Raw genomic sequence first — 20,107 nt, 5'->3', positions numbered from 1 at the left:
CAGCGCCCAGCGGCGCCTCAGCGGCGCACGAAGATGTGCTCGGCCGCCTCGACGACGAGCTCGGCGGTCTCGCCGCCGGAGCCGATGAGGATGCCCTCCTCGGTGCGGGCGATCGTCACGGTCTTGCCGGGCAGCGCACCGACGCGGCGGAGCAGGCCCATCAGCTCCTCGTCCTTCTGCATCTCCTCGGAGATCCGCTTGACGTGGACGCGCTGGTCCTCCGCGACCGCGGCACCCGAGAGCGGCTCGACGTTGTCCATGAAGTCCTCGCCGGCGACGTCGCCGAGCTCGTCGAGCCCGGGGATCGGGTTGCCGTAGGGCGACTCGGTGGGGTGGTCGAGCAGCTCGAGAAGCCGGCGCTCGACGGTCTCCGACATCACGTGCTCCCAGCGGCACGCCTCGGCGTGGACGAGCTCCCAGTCGAGGCCGATGACGTCGGTGAGCAGCCGCTCGGCCAGCCGGTGCTTGCGCATGACCCGGGTGGCGAGGCGCTGGCCCTCGTCGGTGAGCTCGAGGTGGCGGTCGCCCTGCACGGTGAGCAGCCCGTCGCGCTCCATCCGGGCCACGGTCTGCGACACCGTCGGGCCCGACTGGTGCAGCCGCTCGGCGATGCGCGCGCGCAGCGGCACGATGCCCTCCTCCACGAGCTCGTAGATCGTGCGGAGGTACATCTCGGTGGTGTCGATCAGGTCACTCACGGTCGTCATTGTTCCCCATCCGGCAACTGCGACCCGCATGCCCGCCATGGCACAGTGACCCGGTGACCGAGCTGATCGTGCCCCGACGCTTCTGCGGACCGCCCGACTCCGGCAACGGCGGCTGGACCGCGGGCACGCTGGCTGCCCTCGACGCGACCGACGCACCAGAGGACCACTGCGGCAGCTGGCCGCCGATCGAGGTGTCGCTGCGCCAGCCGCCGCCCCTCGACACCCCGCTCGACATCACCGCCGAGGCCGGCGTCACGACCGCGTCCTTTGGCGGCGTCCCAATAGCTACGGCGCACCGCGTCGACCGCACCCTCGCCGAGGTGGAGCCCGTCGACCCGGAGACCGCCGCGGTCGCCTCGTCGTCGTACCCGGGACACACCTTCCACCCGTTCCCCACCTGCTTCGCCTGCGGGACCGAACGCGAGGAGGCCGACGGTCTGCGGATCTTCCCGGGCCGGGTCGGTGAGGGTCCCGACGGCCACCGCGTCGCTGCTCCGTGGACGCCGCACCCGAGCCTCCACGAGGACTGGCACACCTACGTCGACGAGCACCCGCGCGCCTCGGTCGCCGCCACCTGGGCGGCGCTCGACTGCATCGGCGGCTGGGCCGGCGACCTCACCGAGCGGCTGATGGTGCTCGGGCGGATGACCGCGCGCGTCGACGACCTCCCGGTCATCGGCGAGCCGCACGTCGTCGTCGGCGAGGGCCGCGGCCGCGACGGGCGCAAGACCTTCACCGCCTCGACGCTGTACGACGCCGACGGCCGCGTCGTGGCCACCGCGGAGCACACCTGGATCGCCGTCGACCCCGCGCTGTTCGGCGGCCGGGGACCGGCCACGGATTGACCTGGCCCGCCGGCGGTTTGAGAAGATGGGGCCATGGCTGATTTGAACGATCCAAGGACCTACTGGTGGCGCAACGCCGTCGTCTACCAGGTCTACGTGCGGAGCTTCGCGGACAGCGACGGCGACGGCATCGGCGACCTGCCGGGCATCACGTCGCGCCTGCCGCACCTCGCGGACCTCGGTGTCGACGCCCTCTGGATCACGCCGTTCTACACCTCCCCGCAGCACGACCACGGCTACGACGTCGCCGACTACCGCGACGTCGACCCGCTCTTCGGCACGCTCTCCGACGCCGACGACCTGGTCGCGCGCGCCCACGAGCTCGGCCTGAAGGTCGTCGTCGACCTGGTGCCCAACCACACCTCGGACCAGCACGAGTGGTTCCAGGCGGCCCTCGCCGCCGGTCCCGGCAGCCCCGAGCGCGCCCGCTACCTCTTCCGCGACACCCCCGAGGGCAAGCCGGCCGGCACCCCGCCGAACAACTGGGAGTCGGTCTTCGGCGGCCCGGCGTGGACCCAGGTCGACGACGGCCAGTGGTACCTCCACCTCTTCGACTCCACGCAGCCCGACCTCGACTGGCGCAACCCCGAGGTGCCGGCGATGTTCGAGGACGTCCTGCGCTTCTGGCTGGACCGCGGTGTCGACGGCTTCCGCGTCGACGTGGCGCACGGCCTGTTCAAGGAGGCCAGCCTCCGCGACCAGATCGTCGCCGAGGGCGGTCGCGCCAGCTCCGGCCAGGTCAACACCGACCACTCGATGGTCTCGCGCGACCTCAAGGACGAGCCCATGTGGGACCAGCCCGAGGTCCACGAGGTCTACCGCGCCTGGCACCGCGTCCTCGACGAGGCCGGACCGGACCGGATGGCCGTGGCCGAGGCCTGGACCCAGACGCCCGAGTCGATGGCCGCCTTCGTGCGCCCCGACGAGCTCGACCAGGCCTTCAACTTCGCGTGGCTGCTCACCGACTGGTCGGCCGAGGCCTTCGCGACGGTCATCACCGACACCCTCGCCGCGGTGGAGCCGGTCGGCGCGTCGCCGACGTGGGTGCTCAGCAACCACGACGTCGTACGCCACGTGACCCGCTACGGCGGCGGCGCGCGCGGCCTGGCCCGCGGCCGTGCCGCCACGCTGGCGATGCTCGCGCTGCCCGGCTCCAGCTACCTCTACCAGGGTGAGGAGCTCGGCCTCGAGCAGGTCGACGTCGCCCCCGAGGACCGCCAGGACCCCTCCTACCTCCGCACCGGCGAGGTCGGCCGCGACGGCTGCCGCGTCCCGATCCCGTGGGGCGGCAGCGAGGCGCCGTACGCCTTCGGGCCCGGCGAGGGCCAGCCGTGGATCCCGCAGCCGGAGGACTGGGCCTCGCTCACCGTCGACGCCCAGACCGGCGCCGAGGGCTCGACCCTCGAGTTCTACCGCGCGGCCCTCGCGGCCCGGCGCGACTTCGCCTGGACCGCGGGCGAGGACGTCGAGATGCTCGACCTCGGCGCCGACGTGCTGGCGTTCCGCCGCGGGCACATCACGGTCGTGCTCAACTGCGGCGAGGCCCCCGTCCCGCTCCCCGCGGGCGACCTGCTGCTGGCCAGCGCGCCGGTCGACGGCGGCGAGCTGCCCGGCGACACTGCTGCCTGGCTGCGCTGACGCGCCCCTAGAACGACGTCGCCTCCGGCGCTGCGTCATACGAATCGGCACCCATGGGTGCGGGTCCGTATGACGCCGGCGCCGGAGGCGGTGGTGTCTGCGACCGGTCGGTCAGTCGGTGCTGAGGGCCCGGTTGTAGGCCGCCAGCTGGTTGCTGAACCCGGCCAGCTCCTCGTCGCTCCAGGCCGACAGCCGCTGGTCGAACCGGTCGCTGCGGCTGCGGATCATCGTCTCGAGCCGCCGGCGGCCCTCCGCGGTGGCGTCGAGCAGGATCGCCCGTCGGTCCTGGGGGTCGGGCATCCGCTCGACGAGGCCGAGGTCCACCAGCGCCTGGACCTGGCGGCTGACGCCGCCCTTGTCCATCCCGAACGCGTCGGAGAGGTCGGCGCCGCGCAGCGGCCCCTCCTTCGCGAGGTGGGTGAGGATGAAGAACGTCATCGGGTGGAGGTCGGGGTGCACCTCGCGTGCACGCTCGCCCATCACCCGCTTCACGCGGCGGATCAGCGTCGCGACCTCCGCCTCGATGCGGCGCAGGTCGTCGTACCTGGACGACGTGGTGCTGGGGGTGCTCACGGTGGTCATTGTGGGGCTCACGCCTGAGAGGCGGGTGAGACCGGCGAGACCTCGGCCATGAGCTCGTCCTCGCGCTTCACCGACGTGCGCAGGGGCACCTCCTTGATGAAGAGGACGGCGATCAGCGCGCCGACCGCGAACGGCAGGGCCACGAGGAAGATGTGACCGGTCGCGTCACCGAACGCGCTCTCGAAGATCACCCGGATCGGCGCCGGCAGGGTGGAGACGTCGGGGATGCCGCCGGTCTGGTGGCCGACCGCGTCGGCGTACTCCGGGTGGACCGCCAGCAGCCTGGCCAGGCCTGTCTGGACGGCGTCCGCGACCTGGTGGGCCAGCACCGCGCCCAGCGCGGCGATGCCGATCGAGCCGCCGAGCGAGCGGAAGAACGCGACGACCGACGAGCCGGCGCCCATGTCGGAGAGGGCGATGGTGTTCTGCACGGCGAGGACGAGGTTCTGCATCGTCGCGCCGAGGCCCAGGCCGAGGACGGCCATGAAGAGGCCGGTGCGCCACAGCGGGGTGGAGGCGTCGATGGTGGCGAGCAGGCCGATGCCGGCGATGACGGCGACCATGCCGCCGACGAGCCAGCGCTTCCAGACGCCCGTGCTGGAGATGATCCGGCCGCTGACGATGCTCGAGACGAGCAGGCCGCCGACCATGCAGATCGACATCAGGCCGGCCTCGGTCGGGCTCATGTCCTTGGCGCGCTGGAAGTAGAGGCTCAGGTAGACCGTCGAGCCGAACATCGCGACGCCGATCAGCACCGACGCGACGGTGGCGAGGGTCAGGGTGCGGTCCTTGAAGAGCCGCAGCGGGATCACGGGGTCCTTGGCGACGTTGGCCTCGACGTGGATCGCGGCGGCGGTGACCAGGACCGACGCGGCGACGAGCAGGCCGCTGGTCCACGACACCCACTCGAAGTTCTGGCCGCCGAGGGAGACCCAGATGAGCAGGATCGAGACGCCGCCGACGAGCAGGAAGGCGCCGAGGTAGTCGATGGACACCTCGCGCTTGACCACCGGGAGGCGGAGGGTCTTCTGCAGCACCACGAAGGCGAGGACGGCGACCGGGAGGCCGGCGAAGAAGCACCAGCGCCAGCCGACGGTGTCGACGAGCACGCCGCCGACCAGCGGGCCGCTGACGGTGGCGAGGGCGAAGACGGCGCCGATGTAGCCGCTGTAGCGGCCCCGCTCACGCGGGGAGACCATCGAGGCGATGACGACCTGGACGAGCGCGGTCAGGCCGCCGACGCCCAGGCCCTGCACGACGCGGGCGCCGATCAGCACCTCCATCGACGGCGCGAAGCCGGCGATGAGCGAGCCGACGGAGAAGATCACCAGCGCCGACTGCACCAGGAGCTTCTTGTCGAAGAGGTCGGCGAACTTGCCCCAGATCGGCGTGGTGGCCGTCATCGCGAGCATGGTCGCGACGACCACCCAGGTGTAGCCGGTCTGGCTGCCCTCCAGGTCGTCGACGATGGTCGGCAGCGCGTTGCTGACGATCGTGCTGGACAACATCGCGACGAACATCGCGAGGAGGAGGCCGCTGAGGGCCTCGAGCACCTGGCGGTGGGTCATCTCGCCGCCCTGCTCGGCGGTCACGGGGGGAGCCTGGGTCACTGCAGTCCTTCGTTCGGTTGCGATCAGCAATAGTTGCTCTCCACAACCATACGGGCGCGGGGTTTGTTCCACCATCCGACGGCGACGAGACGTGGATCACCCCACGGCTCCGGTCGCCCGCCAGCAGCGTCATACGAAGGGGCACTCATAGGTGCGGATCGGTATGACGCAGCCCCCTGCCGCGGCCGTTGCGTCATACGAAGGAGCACTCATAGGTGCGGATCGGTATGACGCAGAAGTGACAAAGCCCGAAAATGCAGCGACCCGCAGGCCTGCTGCCCCTCGGAGAGGGGCCCCGGGGGATGACACCGGGAGCCTGCGGGTCGGGTGGCTGCAGTGGATTCGCCGGCAGCTGTCGGCGGACCGGGCTGCCTTAGCGGGCAGCCACCTCACTCATCCGAAAAGAACTCATTCTTCGGATCACCTCCCTTCTGTGTGCCCCAACCGTACGTCGGCGCGCGGAGGTGCTCAATGGATTAAGCGAGCGGACCTCAGACCACCACGTCCTCGACGGCCGCCTCGAACTGCGAGCGGTAGAGGCGGGCGTAGGCGCCGTCCGCCTCGAGCAGCTGCTCGTGCGAGCCCTGCTCGACGATCGAGCCGTCCTCCATGACGAGGATCAGGTCGGCGTCGCGGATGGTCGAGAGCCGGTGCGCGATGACGAACGACGTACGGTCCGAGCGGAGCGCCGCCATCGCCTGCTGGAGCAGCAGCTCGGTGCGCGTGTCGACCGACGAGGTGGCCTCGTCGAGGATGAGCAGCGCCGGGTCGGACAGGAATGCCCTCGCGATCGTCACGAGCTGCCGCTCACCCGCCGACAGGTTCGAGCCGTCCTCGTCGATGACCGTGTCGTAGCCGTCGGGCAGCGAGTGGACGAAGCGGTCGACGAAGGTCGCGCGCGCCGCCTCCAGGATCTGCTCCTCGGTCGCGTCGGGCCGCCCGTAGGCGATGTTGTCGCGGATCGTGCCGGCGAACAGCCAGGTGTCCTGGAGCACCATCCCGATCCGGCTGCGCAGCACGCCGCGCGGGACCGAGGTGATGTCGACGCCGTCGATGAGGATGCGCCCGGACTGCGGGTCGTAGAACCGCATCACCAGGTTCACCATCGTCGTCTTGCCCGCGCCCGTGGGGCCGACGATCGCGACCGTGTGGCCGGGCTCGGCGACGAGCGACAGGTGCTCGATGAGCGGCCGCCCGGGGTCGTAGGAGAAGGACACGTCGTCGAAGCGCACCTCGCCCCGCGCGTCGGCCGACGAGGCCGGGCGGCCGGTCGCGTCGGCCGACTCCTCCTCGGCGTCGAGCAGCTCGAAGACGCGCTCCGCCGACGCGACACCGGACTGCAGCAGGTTGAGCATCGAGGCGACCTGCGTGAGCGGCTGGGTGAACTGGCGGGAGTACTGGATGAACGCCTGCACGTCACCGAGCGACATCGTGCCGCTGGCGACCCGGAGGCCGCCGATGACGGCGATGACGACGTAGTTGAGGTTCCCGACGAACATCATGATCGGCATGATCAGGCCGCTGACGAACTGGGCGCCGTACGACGCCTCGTAGAGCTCGTCGTTCTGCTCGGCGAACACCCGCTCCGCCTCGCGCTGCCGGCCGTAGACCTTGACGATCGCGTGCCCGGAGAAGGTCTCCTCGATGTGGGAGTTGAGGGTGCCGGTGCGTCGCCACTGCTGGATGAACATGCCCTGCGAGCGCTTCATCACCGCGCCGGTGATGAACATCGCGATCGGCACGGAGACGAGCGCGACGGCCGCGAGCAGCGGCGAGATCCAGAACATCATCGCCAGCACCGCGAGGACGGTGAGCAGCGAGTTGAGCATCTGGCTCATCGTCTGCTGGAGCGTCTGGCTCACGTTGTCGATGTCGTTCGTGACGCGGCTGAGCAGCTCGCCGCGCGGCTGCTTGTCGAAGTAGCCCAGCGGCAGCCGGTGCACCTTGTCCTCGACCTCGGAGCGCATCCGCAGCACCGTGCCCTGCACGACGTCGTTGAGCAGGTAGCCGCCGAGCCAGGCCAGCAGCGACGCGGCGACGTAGACGGCCAGGACGACGAGCAGCACGTCCGCGACGGCCCCGAAGTCCACGCCATCGGTGAGGTCCATCGACGCGAGCATGTCGGCCTGGTTGTCGTCACCCCGGGCGCGCAGCGCCTCGATGGCCTGCTCCTGGGTCGCCCCGGTCCCGAGCACGTCCCTGCCGATCAGGCCGGCGAAGACGAGGTCGGTCGCCCGGCCGAGGATCCACGGGCCGACGGCGGTGGCGGCGACGCTGAGCACCGTCAGCACGAGGACGGCGTACGCCTTGTGGCGCTCCGGGTGCAGCCGGGCGAGCAGCCGCTTGAGCGAGGGCCAGAACGTGTCGGCCTTCTGCCCGATCATGCCGCCGCCCATCGGCCCGCGGCCGGGGCCGGGTCCGGCCTGGACGCGCTCGGTCTCCTTCAGCTGGCCGTCCTTGGCGGCGGGGGCCTCCTGCTTGGTCTGGCTGGTGCTCATGGTCATGCCACCTCCTCGGCGGTCAGCTGGGACTCGACGATCTCCCGGTAGGTCGTGCAGGTGTCGAGCAGCTCGTCGTGGGTGCCGCTGCCGACGACGGCGCCGTCCTCCATCACCACGATCCGGTCGGCGTGGCGGATGGTCGCGACCCGCTGGGCCACGATGACGACCGTCGACTCCCGCGTGACGGGTCGCAGCGCGGCCCGGAGCCGCGCGTCGGTGGTGAGGTCGAGCGCGGAGAACGAGTCGTCGAACAGGTAGATCGCCGGGCGGCGGATCACCGCCCGCGCGATGGCCATGCGCTGGCGCTGGCCCCCGCTGAGGCTCGTGCCGCCCTGGGCCACCTCGGACTGCAGCCCGTCGGGCATCGCCTCGACGAAGTCGCGCGCCTGGGCGATCTCCAGCGCCGCCCACATCTCCTCCTCGGTGGCGTCGGGCTTGCCGTAGCGGAGGTTGTCGGCGATGGTCCCGCGGAAGAGGAAGGCCTTCTGCGGCACCAGCCCGAGCCGGGACCACAGCGTCTCGGGCTCGATGTGGCGTACGTCGACCCCGCCGACGCGGACCGCTCCCCCGGTCGCGTCGAACAGGCGCGGGACGAGGTTGACGAGGGTCGACTTGCCGGCGCCGGTCGAGCCGACGATCGCCACCGTCTCCCCCGGGCGGGCCGCCATGGTGACCTCGCGCAGCACCGGCTCGTCGGCGCCGGGGTAGGCGAAGGTGACCGCGTCGAGCTCGAGCGAGAGGCGCTCGGGCAGCTCGGCGACCGCGTCGGTCGGCGGGACGACGGACGAGTCCGTGTCGAGCACCTCGGTGATCCGGTCGGCGCACACGGCCGCGCGCGGCACCATCATCAGCATGAACATCGCCATCATCACCGACATGACGATCTGCATCAGGTAGGAGATGTAGGCGGTGAGGGCGCCGACCTCCATGTGACCGGCCTCGACGCGGTGCCCGCCGAACCAGAGCACCCCGACGGTCGCGACGTTGGCCACGAGCATCACCGTCGGGAACATCGCGGCCTGCCAGCGGCCGGCGCGGATCGCGACCTCGGTGAGCTGGGCGTTGGCGTCGGCGAAGCGCGTCGTCTCGTGCTGCTCGCGGACGAACGCGCGCACGACGCGGACGCCGGTGATCTGCTCGCGCAGCAGCCGGTTCACCTCGTCGATGCGTTCCTGCATCAGCCGGAAGCTCGGCACCATCTGGCGGACGATGAGCCCGATGGAGATGCCGAGGACCGGCACGACGGCGAGCACGAGCCAGGACAGGCCGATGTCCTCCCGTGCGGCCATGATGATGCCGCCGACCATCATGATCGGCGCCGCGACCATCAGCGTGCCGCCCATCAGCACGAGCATCTGCACCTGCTGCACGTCGTTGGTCTCGCGGGTGATCAGCGACGGGGCGCCGAAGTGCTGCACCTCGCGGGCCGAGAAGGAGCCGACGCGGCGGAAGATGGCGCCCCGGAGGTCGCGGCCGAAGCCCATGGCGTTGCGCGCGGAGAACCACACGGCCGCGATCGAGCAGACGACCTGCACGAGCGAGACCGCGAGCATCAACCCGCCGTGGCGCACGATGTAGCCGGTGTCACCGGTGACGACGCCCTTGTCGATGATGTCGGCGTTGAGGCTGGGCAGCGCCAGCGCGGCCATCGTGCCGACGAACTGGAGGGCCACGACCGCGGCGAGCGGGCGGGCGTACGGCCGGAGGTAGGTGCGGACGAGTCGGAGCAGCATTCAGGAGTCCTTGTTCTGCCGGGGCTTGAGCACGCCGTGGAGGACGGTGTCGACGATCTCCTCGGCGGACAGCGGGTTGCCGTCGGAGATGTGGGGATGGGTTCCGGAGAAGGTCAGCAGCCGGACCATGTGCATCAGCTGGCCCGGCGGCACCCGCAGCGAGTCGCGGTGCCGCTCGGCGAGCCCTTGGAGGATGACGCCCACCCGCTCGCGCTCGGCCTCCATGTGCCGATGGGCCTTGGGCGGGCCGACCATGCCCATCCGGGTCATCAGCTGGAACACCCGGGAGAAGCGCCGCTGGAACAGCTCGACGACCTCGAGGAGCATCGCGCCGAGCTCCTGGTCGGGGTCGACCTGCTGGAGCTGGGCGATGAAGGGGTCGAGGTCGAGCGCGTGCTCGAGGGCCGCCAGGACCAGGTCGTCCTTGGAGTCGAAGACCCGGAAGATCGTCCCCTCCGCGATGCCGGCGGCGTCGGCAATCTGGCGGGTCGTCACCGCACGCCCGTGCTCGAGCAGCAGCGGGACCGTGGCGTCGACGAGGGCCGCCCGGCGGTCGTCGGGCGAGAGGGGCTTGGCACGTGGTGGCACGCCCTCCAGCCTAAGTGAGTGAGCACTCACTCACAACCTCTTTCCTTTCCCGCCCGGGGCTCGGCCCTCGTCACTAGAGTGCGCCCGTGATGAAGCGGGGGCTCCAGGTCGTCCTCACCCTCCTGGTGCTGGGTGCCCTGGGCGCGGCGACGGCGTACGGCATCTCGGTCGCGCTGGGCATCCGGGTCGAGCCCAAGGACGTGCCGGGGGAGGTGCTGCGGGCGGCACCCCCGCGGCAGCCCGTCGCTCCCCCGCACCTGCGCGTCGCAGCACCCGGCGGCACGCGCATGGAGGCGGCGACGACCGAGCTGCGCGACGCGACGGCCGACGGCGAGGGGACGGCGACCCTGCGCGTCGGCTTCGGCGACGGCGACCCCGACGACGACTCGTACCGGCTCACCGGCACCGCCGAGCGGCTCGTGATCCGTGCGGCGTCCGAGACCGGCGCGGTCCGCGGCGTCTACGACCTCGCGCAGGCCGCGTGGGCGCACCGCCCCCTCACCGAGCGGCTCGGCGAGACGGTCACCTCCAGGCTCCCGTTCCGGATGGTCGACCTCGGCGCGGCGGGGGTCGACCCCGACCCCGACCAGTGGCGCGGCGGCACCGACTACTCGCACTACTCGCGCGCGTTCGAGGACGTCCTCCTGCCGGAGGCTCCGTGGATCGACGAGGCGGCCCTGCCCGCCGCCCGCGAGAGCGTGCTCGACTTCGCCCACCACGTGCTGGCGCAGGGCTACAACGCCGTGACCGTGCCCGGCTTCCTCGAGTACGTCACCTTCGCCGGGGTGCCGGAGGTCTACGCCGACGACCCGGACTACGTCGCACGCGCGGAGGCGTTCCGCGACGCGTTCGGCCCGATCTGGGCCGAGCTCGACGAGCTGGGCCTCGACGTCTACCTCCGCACCGACATGCTGGTGCTCAGCACGCCGCTGGAGCGCCACCTCACCGAGCGCTTCGACCTCGACCCGACCGACCCCGGGCTGTGGGACGTCTACGAGGCGGCGCTCGACGAGATCTACGCCGAGCTCCCGCAGCTGTCCGGCGTCGTGCTGCGCATCGGCGAGGGCGGCTCGATCTACAACACCCCCGGCATCGACTACTACTCCGAGATCACCGTGACGACCGTGCCCGCCGTCCGGGCGATGCTCGACGCCTTCACCGGGCAGGCCGAGCGCGCGGACCGGGACGTCGTCTTCCGCACGTGGAGCGTCGGCGTCGGCGCCGTCGGGGACATGCACACCGACCCGGCGTCCTACGACGAGGTGCTCGCTGGCGTCGACTCCCCGCGGCTCGTGGTGTCGACGAAGTACAGCCTCGGCGACTTCTACTCCTGGCTCCCCCTCAACGAGACGCTCGAGCAGGGCAGCCAGCGCCGCATCGTCGAGATGCAGAGCCGGCGCGAGTTCGAGTCGTTCGGCAGCGTGCCCGACGACCTCGGCGTGCTGCACCAGCTCGCCCTGCGCCGCTTCCTCGCCGCCAACCCGCACGTCGAGGGCATCTGGACGTGGACGCAGGACGGCGGCCCGTGGCGCGCGGGGCCGCGGTCGCTGCTGCTGACGACCGGCTTCTGGCAGCTCTACGACCTCAACACCGAGGTCGCGGGCCGACTGGCGCGCGACCCGGACGCCGACCCCGCGGAGCTCACCGCCGACTGGGTGCGGCGCTGGCTCTCCACCGACCCCGGCACGGTCGCGAAGGTGACCGAGGCCCTCGCCCTGTCGCGCGAGGCCGTCACCCACGGGCAGTACGTCCCCCAGTTCGCCGAGGTGCGCGCCTTCGCGCTCGGCCTCGAGCCGCCGCCGCAGATGCTGCTGTTCGAGTGGGACGTCCTCACCGGCGACAGCGCGGTCCTCGACGTCCTCTACGCCGTCACCCGCGACTCCGGCCCGGACGGGGTGACGGAGGCGATCGACGACGGCCAGCACGCGATCGACGTCGCCACGACCATGCGCGACCTCGTCGCCGGCACCAACGAGGCGACCTATCGGGACCCGGAGCTGCGGGACCGGCTGCTCGCCTCGCTCGACTACCAGGTCGACCTGCACGCCCTGCTCGGCGCCTACCGCGAGATGGTGCTGCGCCACGGGCAGTGGCTCGACACGGGCGAGGGCCGCCACGTGTGGGAGTCCGCCCGCGAGCGCTTCGACGCCGCCGCGGCCCAGCACGAGGAGACGTACGGCGACGACCTTGCGCTGCCGGCCTACAACCTCACCGCCGCCCGGATCGGCGAGGAGCGCGCCGCTCGCGACCTGCCGATGGCGTGGCTGGCCCGCGGCGGGCTGCTGGCGCTGTTGCTTGGGCTGGGCCTGACCCGCACGGGCCGGGCGCTCGTGCGCACCGCGGCCACGCCCTGGCGCGACCCCGGCCCGGTGTCGCCGTGGCTGGTGGTGGCGCTGCCGGTGGCGGGCGTGGTGTGGAGCCGGCTGGTGCTGACGTGGTTCCTGGCACCGAGCCACCTGCTCGCCGTCGGCCTCGGGTGGGGCGTGCTCGCGCTCGTGGTCGCCGTGGCGACGCGGCGCACGCGGTCGTGGCACGTGGCGACGGCGGTCGGCGGGGCGGTGGTCCTCCGCTCACTGCTGCTGCTGGCCGTGCTGGCGTGGCGGGGGCCCGGGGGCTACTGGTTCGCCTTCTGGACCGAGCCGGGCGTGCGGTCGGCGTACGTCGTGGTGGCGGTCGTCCTCGCCGGCTGGGTCCTCGCCGCCCTCGTGTGGTCGCTGGCCGCCCGGTCCGTGAGCCGGCGGGCAGCGGCGACGGCGGCCGGCACCGTCGGTGCCGTGGTGCTCGCGCTCGGCGCCCTGCTCGCGGCGGTCGGGCTCGAGGACGCGCTGACCGTCTGGAACGACCAGCTCGCGCTGCTCCCGTGGGGGATGGCGCGGATCCTGGGGATCACGACGTTCCTCGGCATCCCGACCGGCCTGCCCACCTGGCTGGCCGCGGCCGGCGGTGCGGTGCTGGTCGCCGCCCTCGCGGTCGGGCTGCCGCGACCGCGGTCGAGCTGAGGTCGCTCAGCCCTCGTGGTCGGGAGGGACGGCCGCCTTCAGCCAGTCCGGCCATGACGTCGGCGCCGCACCCCGGATCGCCTGCTCCGTCACCTCGTGGGTCATCCAGGCACGCACCTCGCGCAGCTCGGGAGGGGACGCCACGGTCAGCAGGCGCCCCTCCTCGCACAGCCGGTCCGCCCGCGCGACGGCGCGGTGCAGCTGCTCGGCGAGCAGCCCGACCTCGCGAGGCATGGCCATGTCCACGTCGACCGCCTCGAGGTGGTCGTCACGCGCCTGCTCGGCGGCCCGACGGCCGGCGATGCGCGCATGCGTCGGCGAGGCGAGGAGGCCCTGGATCTCCTCGGCGATGGCGGCCGACTCGTGGTTGTGCCCGTCGACCGACAGCAGCTGGAGCTCCCGGACCAGCTCGTCGAGGTGGCTGTCCTGGCGCAGGCTGAGCGCGACCGGGCACTGCACCAGCCGGACGAGCACCCAGCCGGGCGGCAGGTCGCCCGGAGGTGTCGCCGCGTCGGTCTCGTCGCGCACGGGGTCGAGCGCCTCGTGCTCGGGATCCGGGTCGACGAGCTCCGCCCACACGCGCTTGCCCCGCCGGGTCACGTCGACCCCCCAGCGTCCGGCCAGCATGGCGACGATCGCCAGCCCGCGTCCCGTGGCGTCGAGCTCGTCGACGTCGAGCTCGGCACCGCCCGGCGTCCGGGGCAGCACGGCCTCGACGCCCACCGGGCCGTCGTCCTCCACCGCGACCCGCACGCCGGCGGCGTCGTCGCAGGCGCGCTCGAGCGTGACGTGCATGAACTGGGCCATCGCGTGCAGCGCGGCGTTGCTCGACAGCTCGCTCGCCACGAGCTCGGCCGCGTCGACAAGCTTGGCCTCGCCCCAGGCGGCCAGCCCGTCGGCCACGAAGCGGCGCACGGCGGGGACGCTGGCGGCGTCGGCGGCCAGCCGCACCTGCAACCTGCTCGGCGCTCCCTGCATGCCTCAGAAGGCTAGACCCACCGGTCGGCGCGCGTCTGCGGGAAATGCCCGGTGTTCTGCCGAGATTTGCCGCGCGCCTGCTCAGGGGGCGAGGCGCTCGGTGGTCCAGCCGTCGCCGCGTCGGCGGTAGACCAGCCGGTCGTGCATCCGGCTGGGTCGTCCCTGCCAGAACTCCACGACCTCCGGGCGCACCCGGTAGCCACCCCACGCGGGCGGCACCGGCACGGGTCCGTCGTCGCCGAAGCGCTCCTGCACGCGGGCGTACGACGCCGCCAGCGCGGAGCGCGAGGCGACCGGCCGCGACTGGTCCGAGGCCCACGCCCCGAGCTGGGCGCCGCGCGGGCGGGAGCGGAAGTAGGCCTCGACCTCGTCGTCCGGGATCGGCGCGGCCGTGCCCTCGATGCGGACCTGCCGCTCGAGCGGGTGCCAGGGGAACAGCAGCGCGCACCGCGCGTTGGCGGCCAGCTCCGCACCCTTGCGCGAGCCCTGGTTGGTGTAGAAGACGAAGCCACTGGGGCCGATGCCCTTGAGCAGCACCATCCGGCTCGACGGCGCACCCTCCGGCGTCGCCGTGGACAGCACCATCGCGTTGGGCTCGTGCACCCCCGCCTCGACCGCCTGTCCGAGCCAGCGCTCGAACATCTCGATCGGGTCGGCGGCCAGGTCGGGCAGGTCCAGCCCGCCGCGGCCGTACTCCTCGCGCAGTCCGGACAGGTCCATGTCCCGACCCTAGTGGGGCGTGGCGCACGAGCGCCGGGGTGCACAATGACCGCCATGACCGAGATCCAGCACGGCCTCGAGGGTGTCGTCGCATTCGAGACGCAGATCGCCGAGCCCGACAAGGAGGGCTCCGCCCTCCGCTACCGCGGCGTCGACATCGAGGAGCTCGTGGGGCGCGTCCCCTTCGAGAACGTCTGGGGGCTCCTGGTCGACGGCTCCTACACACCCGGCCTCCCGCCGGCCGAGCCCTACAACATCTCGATCCACACCGGCGACGTCCGCGCCGACGTGCAGGCTGCGGTCGCGATGCTGGCGCCGATGCTCGGCATGGGTCAGACCTACGACATCTCCGACGAGCAGGCGCGCCTCGACCTGTCCCGCGTCGCGGTGATGGTGCTGTCGTACGCCGCCCAGTCGGCGCGCGGCCTCGGCAAGCCGATCGTCACCCAGTCCGAGGTCGACCAGGGGCGCACGCTGGCCGAGCGGTTCCTCATCCGGTGGCGCGGCGAGGCCGACCCGAAGCACGCCCACGCCATCGACGCCTACTGGTCGTCCGCGGCCGAGCACGGCATGAACGCCTCCACCTTCACCGCCCGCGTCATCACCTCCACCGGCGCCGACGTGGCGGCGGCGTTCTCGGGTGCCATCGGCGCGATGTCGGGCCCGCTGCACGGCGGAGCGCCGTCGCGGGTGCTCGGGATGATCGAGGAGGTCGAGAAGCGCGACGGCGACGCGTCGTCGTACGTCAAGGAGCTGCTCGACAACGGCGAGCGGCTGATGGGCTTCGGGCACCGTGTCTACCGCGCCGAGGACCCGCGGGCCCGGGTGCTGCGACGCACCGCCCGCGAGCTCGACGCCCCGCGCTACGAGGTCGCCGAGGCGCTGGAGAAGGCCGCGCTGGAGGAGCTGCGGGCACGTCGTCCCGACCGCGTCCTGGAGACCAACGTCGAGTTCTGGGCGGCGATCGTCCTCGACTTCGCCGAGGTGCCGGCGCACATGTTCACCTCGATGTTCACCTGCGCGCGCACGGGTGGCTGGTCGGCGCACATCCTCGAGCAGAAGACCACCGGGCGGTTGATCCGCCCGTCCGCGGTCTACGCCGGACCGGCCTCGCGCCCGGCCGACGAGGTCGACGGCTGGGACGCGCGCTGGGGCGCGTGAGCCGTCCTCAGACGGGCGGCTCCTGGGCGTAGTACCAGGACGTCGCACCCTTCGCTCCCTGGCGGGTCAGCGAGATGTGCAGGTGGTCGCGGTGCCGCAGCGTCGGCGAGCAGGTGCGCCGGGTGCGGCAGCCCGAGCTGAGGTAGCGCTTCTCGACGAACCCGTCGTACGACGCCCACATCCGGTCGTCCCAGATGATGTACATGATCCCCATCCGGCGCGCGAGCGCGTGCGGCTGGCCGGTGTCGTCGGGCGCGAGCACCTCGTCGAGCAGGGCGGCGGCGAGCGCGGCGTCGGCGGGATCGGTCGCGTCGAGGAGCCAGTCGAAGGCCCGCGACTCCTTGTGCTCGCTGCGGCTCGACCCGGCGCACGACCGGCTGATCGGGCCGTAGCCCCCGCCGCGGGCGACGAGCCAGTCGGCCAGCATCAGCACGCCGGGCTTCGGCGTGCGCTTGCAGGTGGTCTGCGGCTGGTAGCCGGCGTACGGCTCCATCGGCATGAGGAACGGCGCCGACGCCGTGACGGTCCCCCGTCGACTGCTGCTCTCCTCGGCCGAGGCCGCGGTGAGCCCGCTGGCGAGCAGCGCGAGCAGCAGGGCGCAGGTGCCCGTGAGCAGCGCGGGAGCGCGCAGTGACCCTCGCATCGACTCGTCTCATCTTCCCCAGAGATCACGTGTGGCACACGGACCGTAAGGGGCCCCACGAGCCACCGTCCGGGGATCGTCAGAACATCAACGCTGTAGTTCGCAGGCGGCCGTCCCGCCGGGCAGGCGGTGCCGGTTGGCGGCCACCCAGGCATACGCGCGCCGGGCGACCGGGTCGACCGGACGGGACTCGATCAGCCGTCCCACCAGGCGCCAGGGCAGCGGTCCGGTGCGGAGGATCGAGGCGAAGGCACGGTGGCCGTAGTCGACCCGGCCGTCGGGGTGGACGTACGGCATCTCGACCACCGCGCGCAGCGGGTCGACCCCCAGCGCCGCGAGGTCGGCGGCCTGGACGGTCGAGCTGTCGACGTCGACCCCGAGCCTCGGCACGAGGCGGGCGGTGCGCATGCAGAAGCCGCAGTCGGCGTCGTTCAGCATCAGTCCGCGGCTCACGTGGCAAGGCTACGGGGATGTGTCACGGCGGACACCGGATCCCAGCGGCGGCCCGCGCCTGTTGTGGCACAGCACCGACCACGACCGGGGACGCGGATGACCCGGTTCCGGCACGAGGTGTGTCACGACAGGCCGCACGACGTCCTGGGTGCCGACCGAGGGTGTGTCACCACCGCCGGCACCCGGCCGCGGGTGGCGACACCCCGGGGGTCAGATCCGGCGGGCGAAGCAGCGGCTGAGCTCGGAGCCGCAGTAGTAGCCGAAGCCGGGGATGGGCTCGTAGCCCGACGAGCGGTAGAGCTCGATGGCCTCCGGCTGCTTCATCCCCGTCTCGAGGACGAGGGCCTCGATTCCGGCGGCGGCCGCCGTCGTCTCGAGGTGGGCCAGCATCTGCCGGGCGAGACCGCGGCGCTGCGCGGCGGGGACGACGTACATCCGCTTGACCTCCGCGGTGACGTCGGCGCCCAGCGCGGCGACCGACGACCGTCGCCACGCGCCGGTCGCGACGGGCACCTCGTCGAGGTAGCCGACGAAGAACTGGCCGAGCGGGTCCTCGAAGTCGCGCGGGTCGACCGGCGACTCGTCGCGACCGCCGTAGCGGGCGACGTACTCCTCCTGGACCGCCTCGACCAGGAGCTGGGCGTCGGGGTGCGTGATCGGCAGGCGCTCGATGCGCAGTGAGGTGACGGACGAGCGGTCAGGCACGCGTGGAATCCCCCGATGTGAGATGAGGTCGAGCAGGTGACAGGATAGGACTGCTGACAGCGTCGTCAGGACCCGCCGTACTCCGCAACGACCCGAGGTTCCTCCATGACCGACGCCCTCAAGATCCCCGCTGAGCTCCTGCCGGCCGACGGCCGCTTCGGCGCGGGACCGTCCAAGATCCAGACCAGCCACCTCGACGCGCTCGCCGCGACGGGCTCGACGCTGATGGGCACGTCCCACCGGCAGGCCCCGGTGAAGAAGACCGTCGGCCGGGTCCGCGAGGGCCTCGCGGCGCTGTTCGAGCTGCCCGACGGCTACGAGGTCGTGCTGGGCAACGGCGGGGCGACCGCCTTCTGGGACATCGCCTGCTTCGGGCTGATCCGCGAGAAGAGCCAGCACCTGTCGTTCGGCGAGTTCTCCTCCAAGTTCGCCACGTCGGCGAAGAAGGCGCCGTGGCTCGCGGACCCGTCGGTGATCACCAGCGACCCGGGCTCGCGTCCCGACGCGGTCGCCGAGGACGGCGTCGACGCCTACGCGTGGGCGCACAACGAGACCTCGACCGCCGTGATGGCGCCCGTGCTGCGCCCGGCCGGCGTGGCCGACGACGCGCTCGTGCTGGTCGACGCCACCTCCGGCGCCGGCGGCCTGCCGGTCGACCTCGACCAGGTCGACGCCTACTACTTCGCCCCGCAGAAGTGCTTCGCCTCCGACGGCGGGCTCTGGATCGCGCTGATGTCACCGCGGGCGCTGGCGCGCGCGGAAGAGATCGCGGCGAGCGACCGATACGTGCCGCCGTTCTTCGACCTGCCGACCGCGATCGACAACTCGTCGAAGAACCAGACCTACAACACCCCGTCGGTGGCCACGCTGTTCCTCATGGCCGAGCAGCTCGACTGGATGAACAGCCAGGGCGGGCTCAAGGGCATGGTCGAGCGCACGACCGCCAGCTCGGACGCGCTCTACGGCTGGGCCGAGCGCACCGACTACACGACGCCGTACGTCGCCGAGCCGGCCGACCGGTCCCTGGTGATCGGCACCATCGACTTCGACGACTCCATCGACGCCGCCGCCATCGCCGCGACGTTGCGCGCCAACGGCATCGTCGACACCGAGCCCTACCGCAAGCTCGGGCGCAACCAGCTGCGGATCGCGATGTACCCCGCGATCGACCCGGCCGACGTCGAGAAGCTCACCGCCGCGATCGACCACGTCGTCGCGAACAGCTGATCAGGCCGGCGCCTCAGGCGGCATTGAGCAGCTTGAGCACGGCCCGCTCGAGCGCGGCCTGCCGGGCATCGTCCGTGTCGTACTTCCCGCGGACCTTGACCGTGCGGCCGCGCTCGTAGGCCTCGACGACCCGCGGGTCGACGTAGGACGTACGGGCGAGGGTGGGCGTGTTGCCCAGGAACTCCGAGACCTCCTTCATCGCGGCGGAGACCGCGCGCTTGCGCGAGGCCTTCGTCTGCCCGGGCTCGTCGGTCTCGGACAGCGCGGACGCGGCGATCACCGTGGCGTGCCAGGTGCGGAAGTCCTTGGCGGTGGCGTCGATGCCGAAGCAGGTGCGGATGTAGTCGTTGACGTCGGAGGACGAGAGGGCCTTCCAGTGCCGGCCGTCCTTCCAGGCGAGCAGCCGGTCGCCGCCGCCGCGCCGGCGTCGCATCACGTCGAGCGCCTCGATCGCGGACGGGTCGTCGATGGTGATGTCGTGCTCGATCCCGGACTTGCCGGTGAAGGTGAACCGCAGCCCGTCCTTGGTGCGCGTGACGTGCTCGCGGAGCATCGTCGTGAGGCCGAAGGATCCGTTGGTGTCGGTGTAGACGTCGTTGCCGATGCGGAAGTAGCCGAGGTCGAGCAGCCGTACGGCGACCGCGCACCCCCGCTCCAGCGACATCCCGTCGGCGCCGATGTCGGCGAGCACCCGCTCGCGCGCCCGCGACAGCGCCTTGCCGAAGACCAGGATCCGGTCGAACTTCGCCGCGTCGCGGCTGGCGCGCCACTGCGGGTGGTAGAGGTACTGCCGCCGGCCGGCGTCGTCGGTGCCTACGGCCTGGAGGTGCCCGTTGGGGTGCGGGGTGATCCACACGTCGGTCCAGGCGGGCGGGATGACGAGGTCCTTGCAGCGCTGCACCTGCTCGGCGTCGAGACGCTCGCCGTGCTCGTCGAGGTAGATGAAGCCCTTCCCGGACCGGCGTCGGGTCCAGCCGGGCTGGTCGGGGAAGGTGCGCCGCAGTCGGGGCATGCGGT

17 protein-coding genes are annotated in these 20,107 nt (G+C 72.1%); 5 read left to right on the top strand and 12 right to left on the bottom strand.

The window, feature by feature from the left end; genetic code table 11:
* Positions 1 to 17: 17 nt before the first annotated feature.
* A complete protein-coding gene (locus tag NYO98_RS10260; RefSeq protein WP_268111565.1) occupies positions 18 to 698 on the bottom strand; it encodes a metal-dependent transcriptional regulator in 681 nt (226 codons plus the stop codon).
* A 62-nt stretch (positions 699 to 760) separates the two neighbouring features.
* On the opposite strand from NYO98_RS10260, the gene NYO98_RS10255 reads away from it, so the two are divergent.
* Both NYO98_RS10255 and NYO98_RS10250 read left to right on the top strand, forming a co-directional pair.
* Entirely contained in the window at positions 761 to 1,552 is a 792-nt protein-coding gene (locus tag NYO98_RS10255) for a hotdog family protein (RefSeq protein WP_268111564.1), read from the top strand.
* A 33-nt stretch (positions 1,553 to 1,585) separates the two neighbouring features.
* Positions 1,586 to 3,190 (top strand): glycoside hydrolase family 13 protein, encoded by a 1,605-nt coding sequence (locus NYO98_RS10250; protein WP_268111563.1) that lies wholly within the window; start codon positions 1,586 to 1,588, stop codon positions 3,188 to 3,190.
* 111 nt (positions 3,191 to 3,301) lie between these two features.
* Here the strand turns inward: NYO98_RS10250 and NYO98_RS10245 are convergent, their stop codons facing one another.
* The 5 genes from NYO98_RS10245 to NYO98_RS10225 all read right to left on the bottom strand — a co-directional run bounded on the left by NYO98_RS10245 (position 3,302) and on the right by NYO98_RS10225 (position 10,204).
* Positions 3,302 to 3,763, bottom strand: a complete 462-nt coding sequence (locus tag NYO98_RS10245; RefSeq protein WP_268111562.1) for a MarR family winged helix-turn-helix transcriptional regulator — start codon at positions 3,761 to 3,763, stop codon at positions 3,302 to 3,304.
* A 17-nt stretch (positions 3,764 to 3,780) separates the two neighbouring features.
* Complete coding sequence (locus NYO98_RS10240; protein WP_326494431.1) at positions 3,781 to 5,364, bottom strand: MDR family MFS transporter; 1,584 nt, start codon at positions 5,362 to 5,364, stop codon at positions 3,781 to 3,783.
* A 509-nt stretch (positions 5,365 to 5,873) separates the two neighbouring features.
* Complete coding sequence (locus NYO98_RS10235; RefSeq protein WP_326494438.1) at positions 5,874 to 7,880, bottom strand: ABC transporter ATP-binding protein; 2,007 nt, start codon at positions 7,878 to 7,880, stop codon at positions 5,874 to 5,876.
* A 2-nt stretch (positions 7,881 to 7,882) separates the two neighbouring features.
* Positions 7,883 to 9,616 carry an ABC transporter ATP-binding protein gene (locus NYO98_RS10230; protein WP_268111561.1) on the bottom strand — a complete coding sequence of 578 codons (1,734 nt, stop codon included), beginning with the start codon at positions 9,614 to 9,616 and terminating at the stop codon, positions 7,883 to 7,885.
* Positions 9,617 to 10,204 carry a TetR/AcrR family transcriptional regulator gene (locus NYO98_RS10225; protein WP_268111560.1) on the bottom strand — a complete coding sequence of 196 codons (588 nt, stop codon included), beginning with the start codon at positions 10,202 to 10,204 and terminating at the stop codon, positions 9,617 to 9,619.
* Between the two features lie 86 nt (positions 10,205 to 10,290).
* Between NYO98_RS10225 and NYO98_RS10220 the strand changes: the two genes are divergently transcribed.
* Positions 10,291 to 13,203, top strand: coding sequence for a hypothetical protein (locus NYO98_RS10220; protein ID WP_268111559.1), 2,913 nt, complete (start codon positions 10,291 to 10,293; stop codon positions 13,201 to 13,203).
* 6 nt (positions 13,204 to 13,209) lie between these two features.
* Here the strand turns inward: NYO98_RS10220 and NYO98_RS10215 are convergent, their stop codons facing one another.
* Together NYO98_RS10215 and pdxH are read right to left on the bottom strand one after the other, a co-directional pair.
* Complete coding sequence (locus NYO98_RS10215) at positions 13,210 to 14,181, bottom strand: ATP-binding protein (RefSeq protein ID WP_268111558.1); 972 nt, start codon at positions 14,179 to 14,181, stop codon at positions 13,210 to 13,212.
* Between the two features lie 81 nt (positions 14,182 to 14,262).
* The gene (gene pdxH / locus NYO98_RS10210; protein WP_268111557.1) at positions 14,263 to 14,901 is read right to left on the bottom strand and encodes a pyridoxamine 5'-phosphate oxidase; all 639 of its coding nucleotides are present in this window, start codon (positions 14,899 to 14,901) and stop codon (positions 14,263 to 14,265) included.
* Between the two features lie 54 nt (positions 14,902 to 14,955).
* Between pdxH and NYO98_RS10205 the strand changes: the two genes are divergently transcribed.
* Positions 14,956 to 16,062: a citrate synthase 2 gene (locus NYO98_RS10205; RefSeq protein WP_268111556.1), complete on the top strand. Its 1,107-nt coding sequence runs from the start codon at positions 14,956 to 14,958 to the stop codon at positions 16,060 to 16,062.
* A 7-nt stretch (positions 16,063 to 16,069) separates the two neighbouring features.
* On the opposite strand, the gene NYO98_RS10200 is transcribed toward NYO98_RS10205, so the two are convergent.
* The 3 genes from NYO98_RS10200 to NYO98_RS10190 all read right to left on the bottom strand — a co-directional run bounded on the left by NYO98_RS10200 (position 16,070) and on the right by NYO98_RS10190 (position 17,863).
* Positions 16,070 to 16,705 carry a hypothetical protein gene (locus tag NYO98_RS10200; RefSeq protein ID WP_268111555.1) on the bottom strand — a complete coding sequence of 212 codons (636 nt, stop codon included), beginning with the start codon at positions 16,703 to 16,705 and terminating at the stop codon, positions 16,070 to 16,072.
* An 87-nt stretch (positions 16,706 to 16,792) separates the two neighbouring features.
* Entirely contained in the window at positions 16,793 to 17,158 is a 366-nt protein-coding gene (locus NYO98_RS10195) for a thiol-disulfide oxidoreductase DCC family protein (RefSeq protein ID WP_268111554.1), read from the bottom strand.
* Positions 17,159 to 17,368: 210 nt separating this feature from the next.
* Positions 17,369 to 17,863, bottom strand: a complete 495-nt coding sequence (locus NYO98_RS10190) for a GNAT family N-acetyltransferase (RefSeq protein WP_268111553.1) — start codon at positions 17,861 to 17,863, stop codon at positions 17,369 to 17,371.
* A 105-nt stretch (positions 17,864 to 17,968) separates the two neighbouring features.
* Between NYO98_RS10190 and serC the strand changes: the two genes are divergently transcribed.
* Positions 17,969 to 19,090 (top strand): phosphoserine transaminase, encoded by a 1,122-nt coding sequence (serC, locus tag NYO98_RS10185; RefSeq protein WP_268111552.1) that lies wholly within the window; start codon positions 17,969 to 17,971, stop codon positions 19,088 to 19,090.
* A 13-nt stretch (positions 19,091 to 19,103) separates the two neighbouring features.
* On the opposite strand, the gene NYO98_RS10180 is transcribed toward serC, so the two are convergent.
* On the bottom strand, positions 19,104 to 20,102 hold the full coding sequence (locus NYO98_RS10180; RefSeq protein WP_268111551.1) for a DNA topoisomerase IB: 999 nt from the start codon (positions 20,100 to 20,102) through the stop codon (positions 19,104 to 19,106).
* Positions 20,103 to 20,107 lie beyond the last annotated feature (5 nt).

Source organism: Nocardioides pini (assembly GCF_026712185.1).
Classification (GTDB): domain Bacteria; phylum Actinomycetota; class Actinomycetes; order Propionibacteriales; family Nocardioidaceae; genus Nocardioides; species Nocardioides pini.
The sequence above is the reverse complement of the archived record's forward strand: the minus strand, read 5'-3'. Positions and strand labels throughout refer to the sequence as shown.

Bases quoted from the DNA above. Each gene is read 5' to 3' on its own strand.
- NYO98_RS10235 (WP_326494438.1), bottom strand. From the start codon at position 7,880: ATGAGCACCAGCCAGACCAAGCAGGAGGCCCCCGCCGCCAAGGACGGC.
- NYO98_RS10205 (WP_268111556.1), top strand. From the start codon at position 14,956: ATGACCGAGATCCAGCACGGCCTCGAGGGTGTCGTCGCATTCGAGACG.
- serC (WP_268111552.1), top strand. From the start codon at position 17,969: ATGACCGACGCCCTCAAGATCCCCGCTGAGCTCCTGCCGGCCGACGGC.
- NYO98_RS10230 (WP_268111561.1), bottom strand. From the start codon at position 9,616: ATGCTGCTCCGACTCGTCCGCACCTACCTCCGGCCGTACGCCCGCCCG.
- pdxH (WP_268111557.1), bottom strand. From the start codon at position 14,901: ATGGACCTGTCCGGACTGCGCGAGGAGTACGGCCGCGGCGGGCTGGAC.
- NYO98_RS10250 (WP_268111563.1), top strand. From the start codon at position 1,586: ATGGCTGATTTGAACGATCCAAGGACCTACTGGTGGCGCAACGCCGTC.
- NYO98_RS10180 (WP_268111551.1), bottom strand. From the start codon at position 20,102: ATGCCCCGACTGCGGCGCACCTTCCCCGACCAGCCCGGCTGGACCCGA.
- NYO98_RS10200 (WP_268111555.1), bottom strand. From the start codon at position 16,705: ATGCGAGGGTCACTGCGCGCTCCCGCGCTGCTCACGGGCACCTGCGCC.
- NYO98_RS10215 (WP_268111558.1), bottom strand. From the start codon at position 14,181: ATGCAGGGAGCGCCGAGCAGGTTGCAGGTGCGGCTGGCCGCCGACGCC.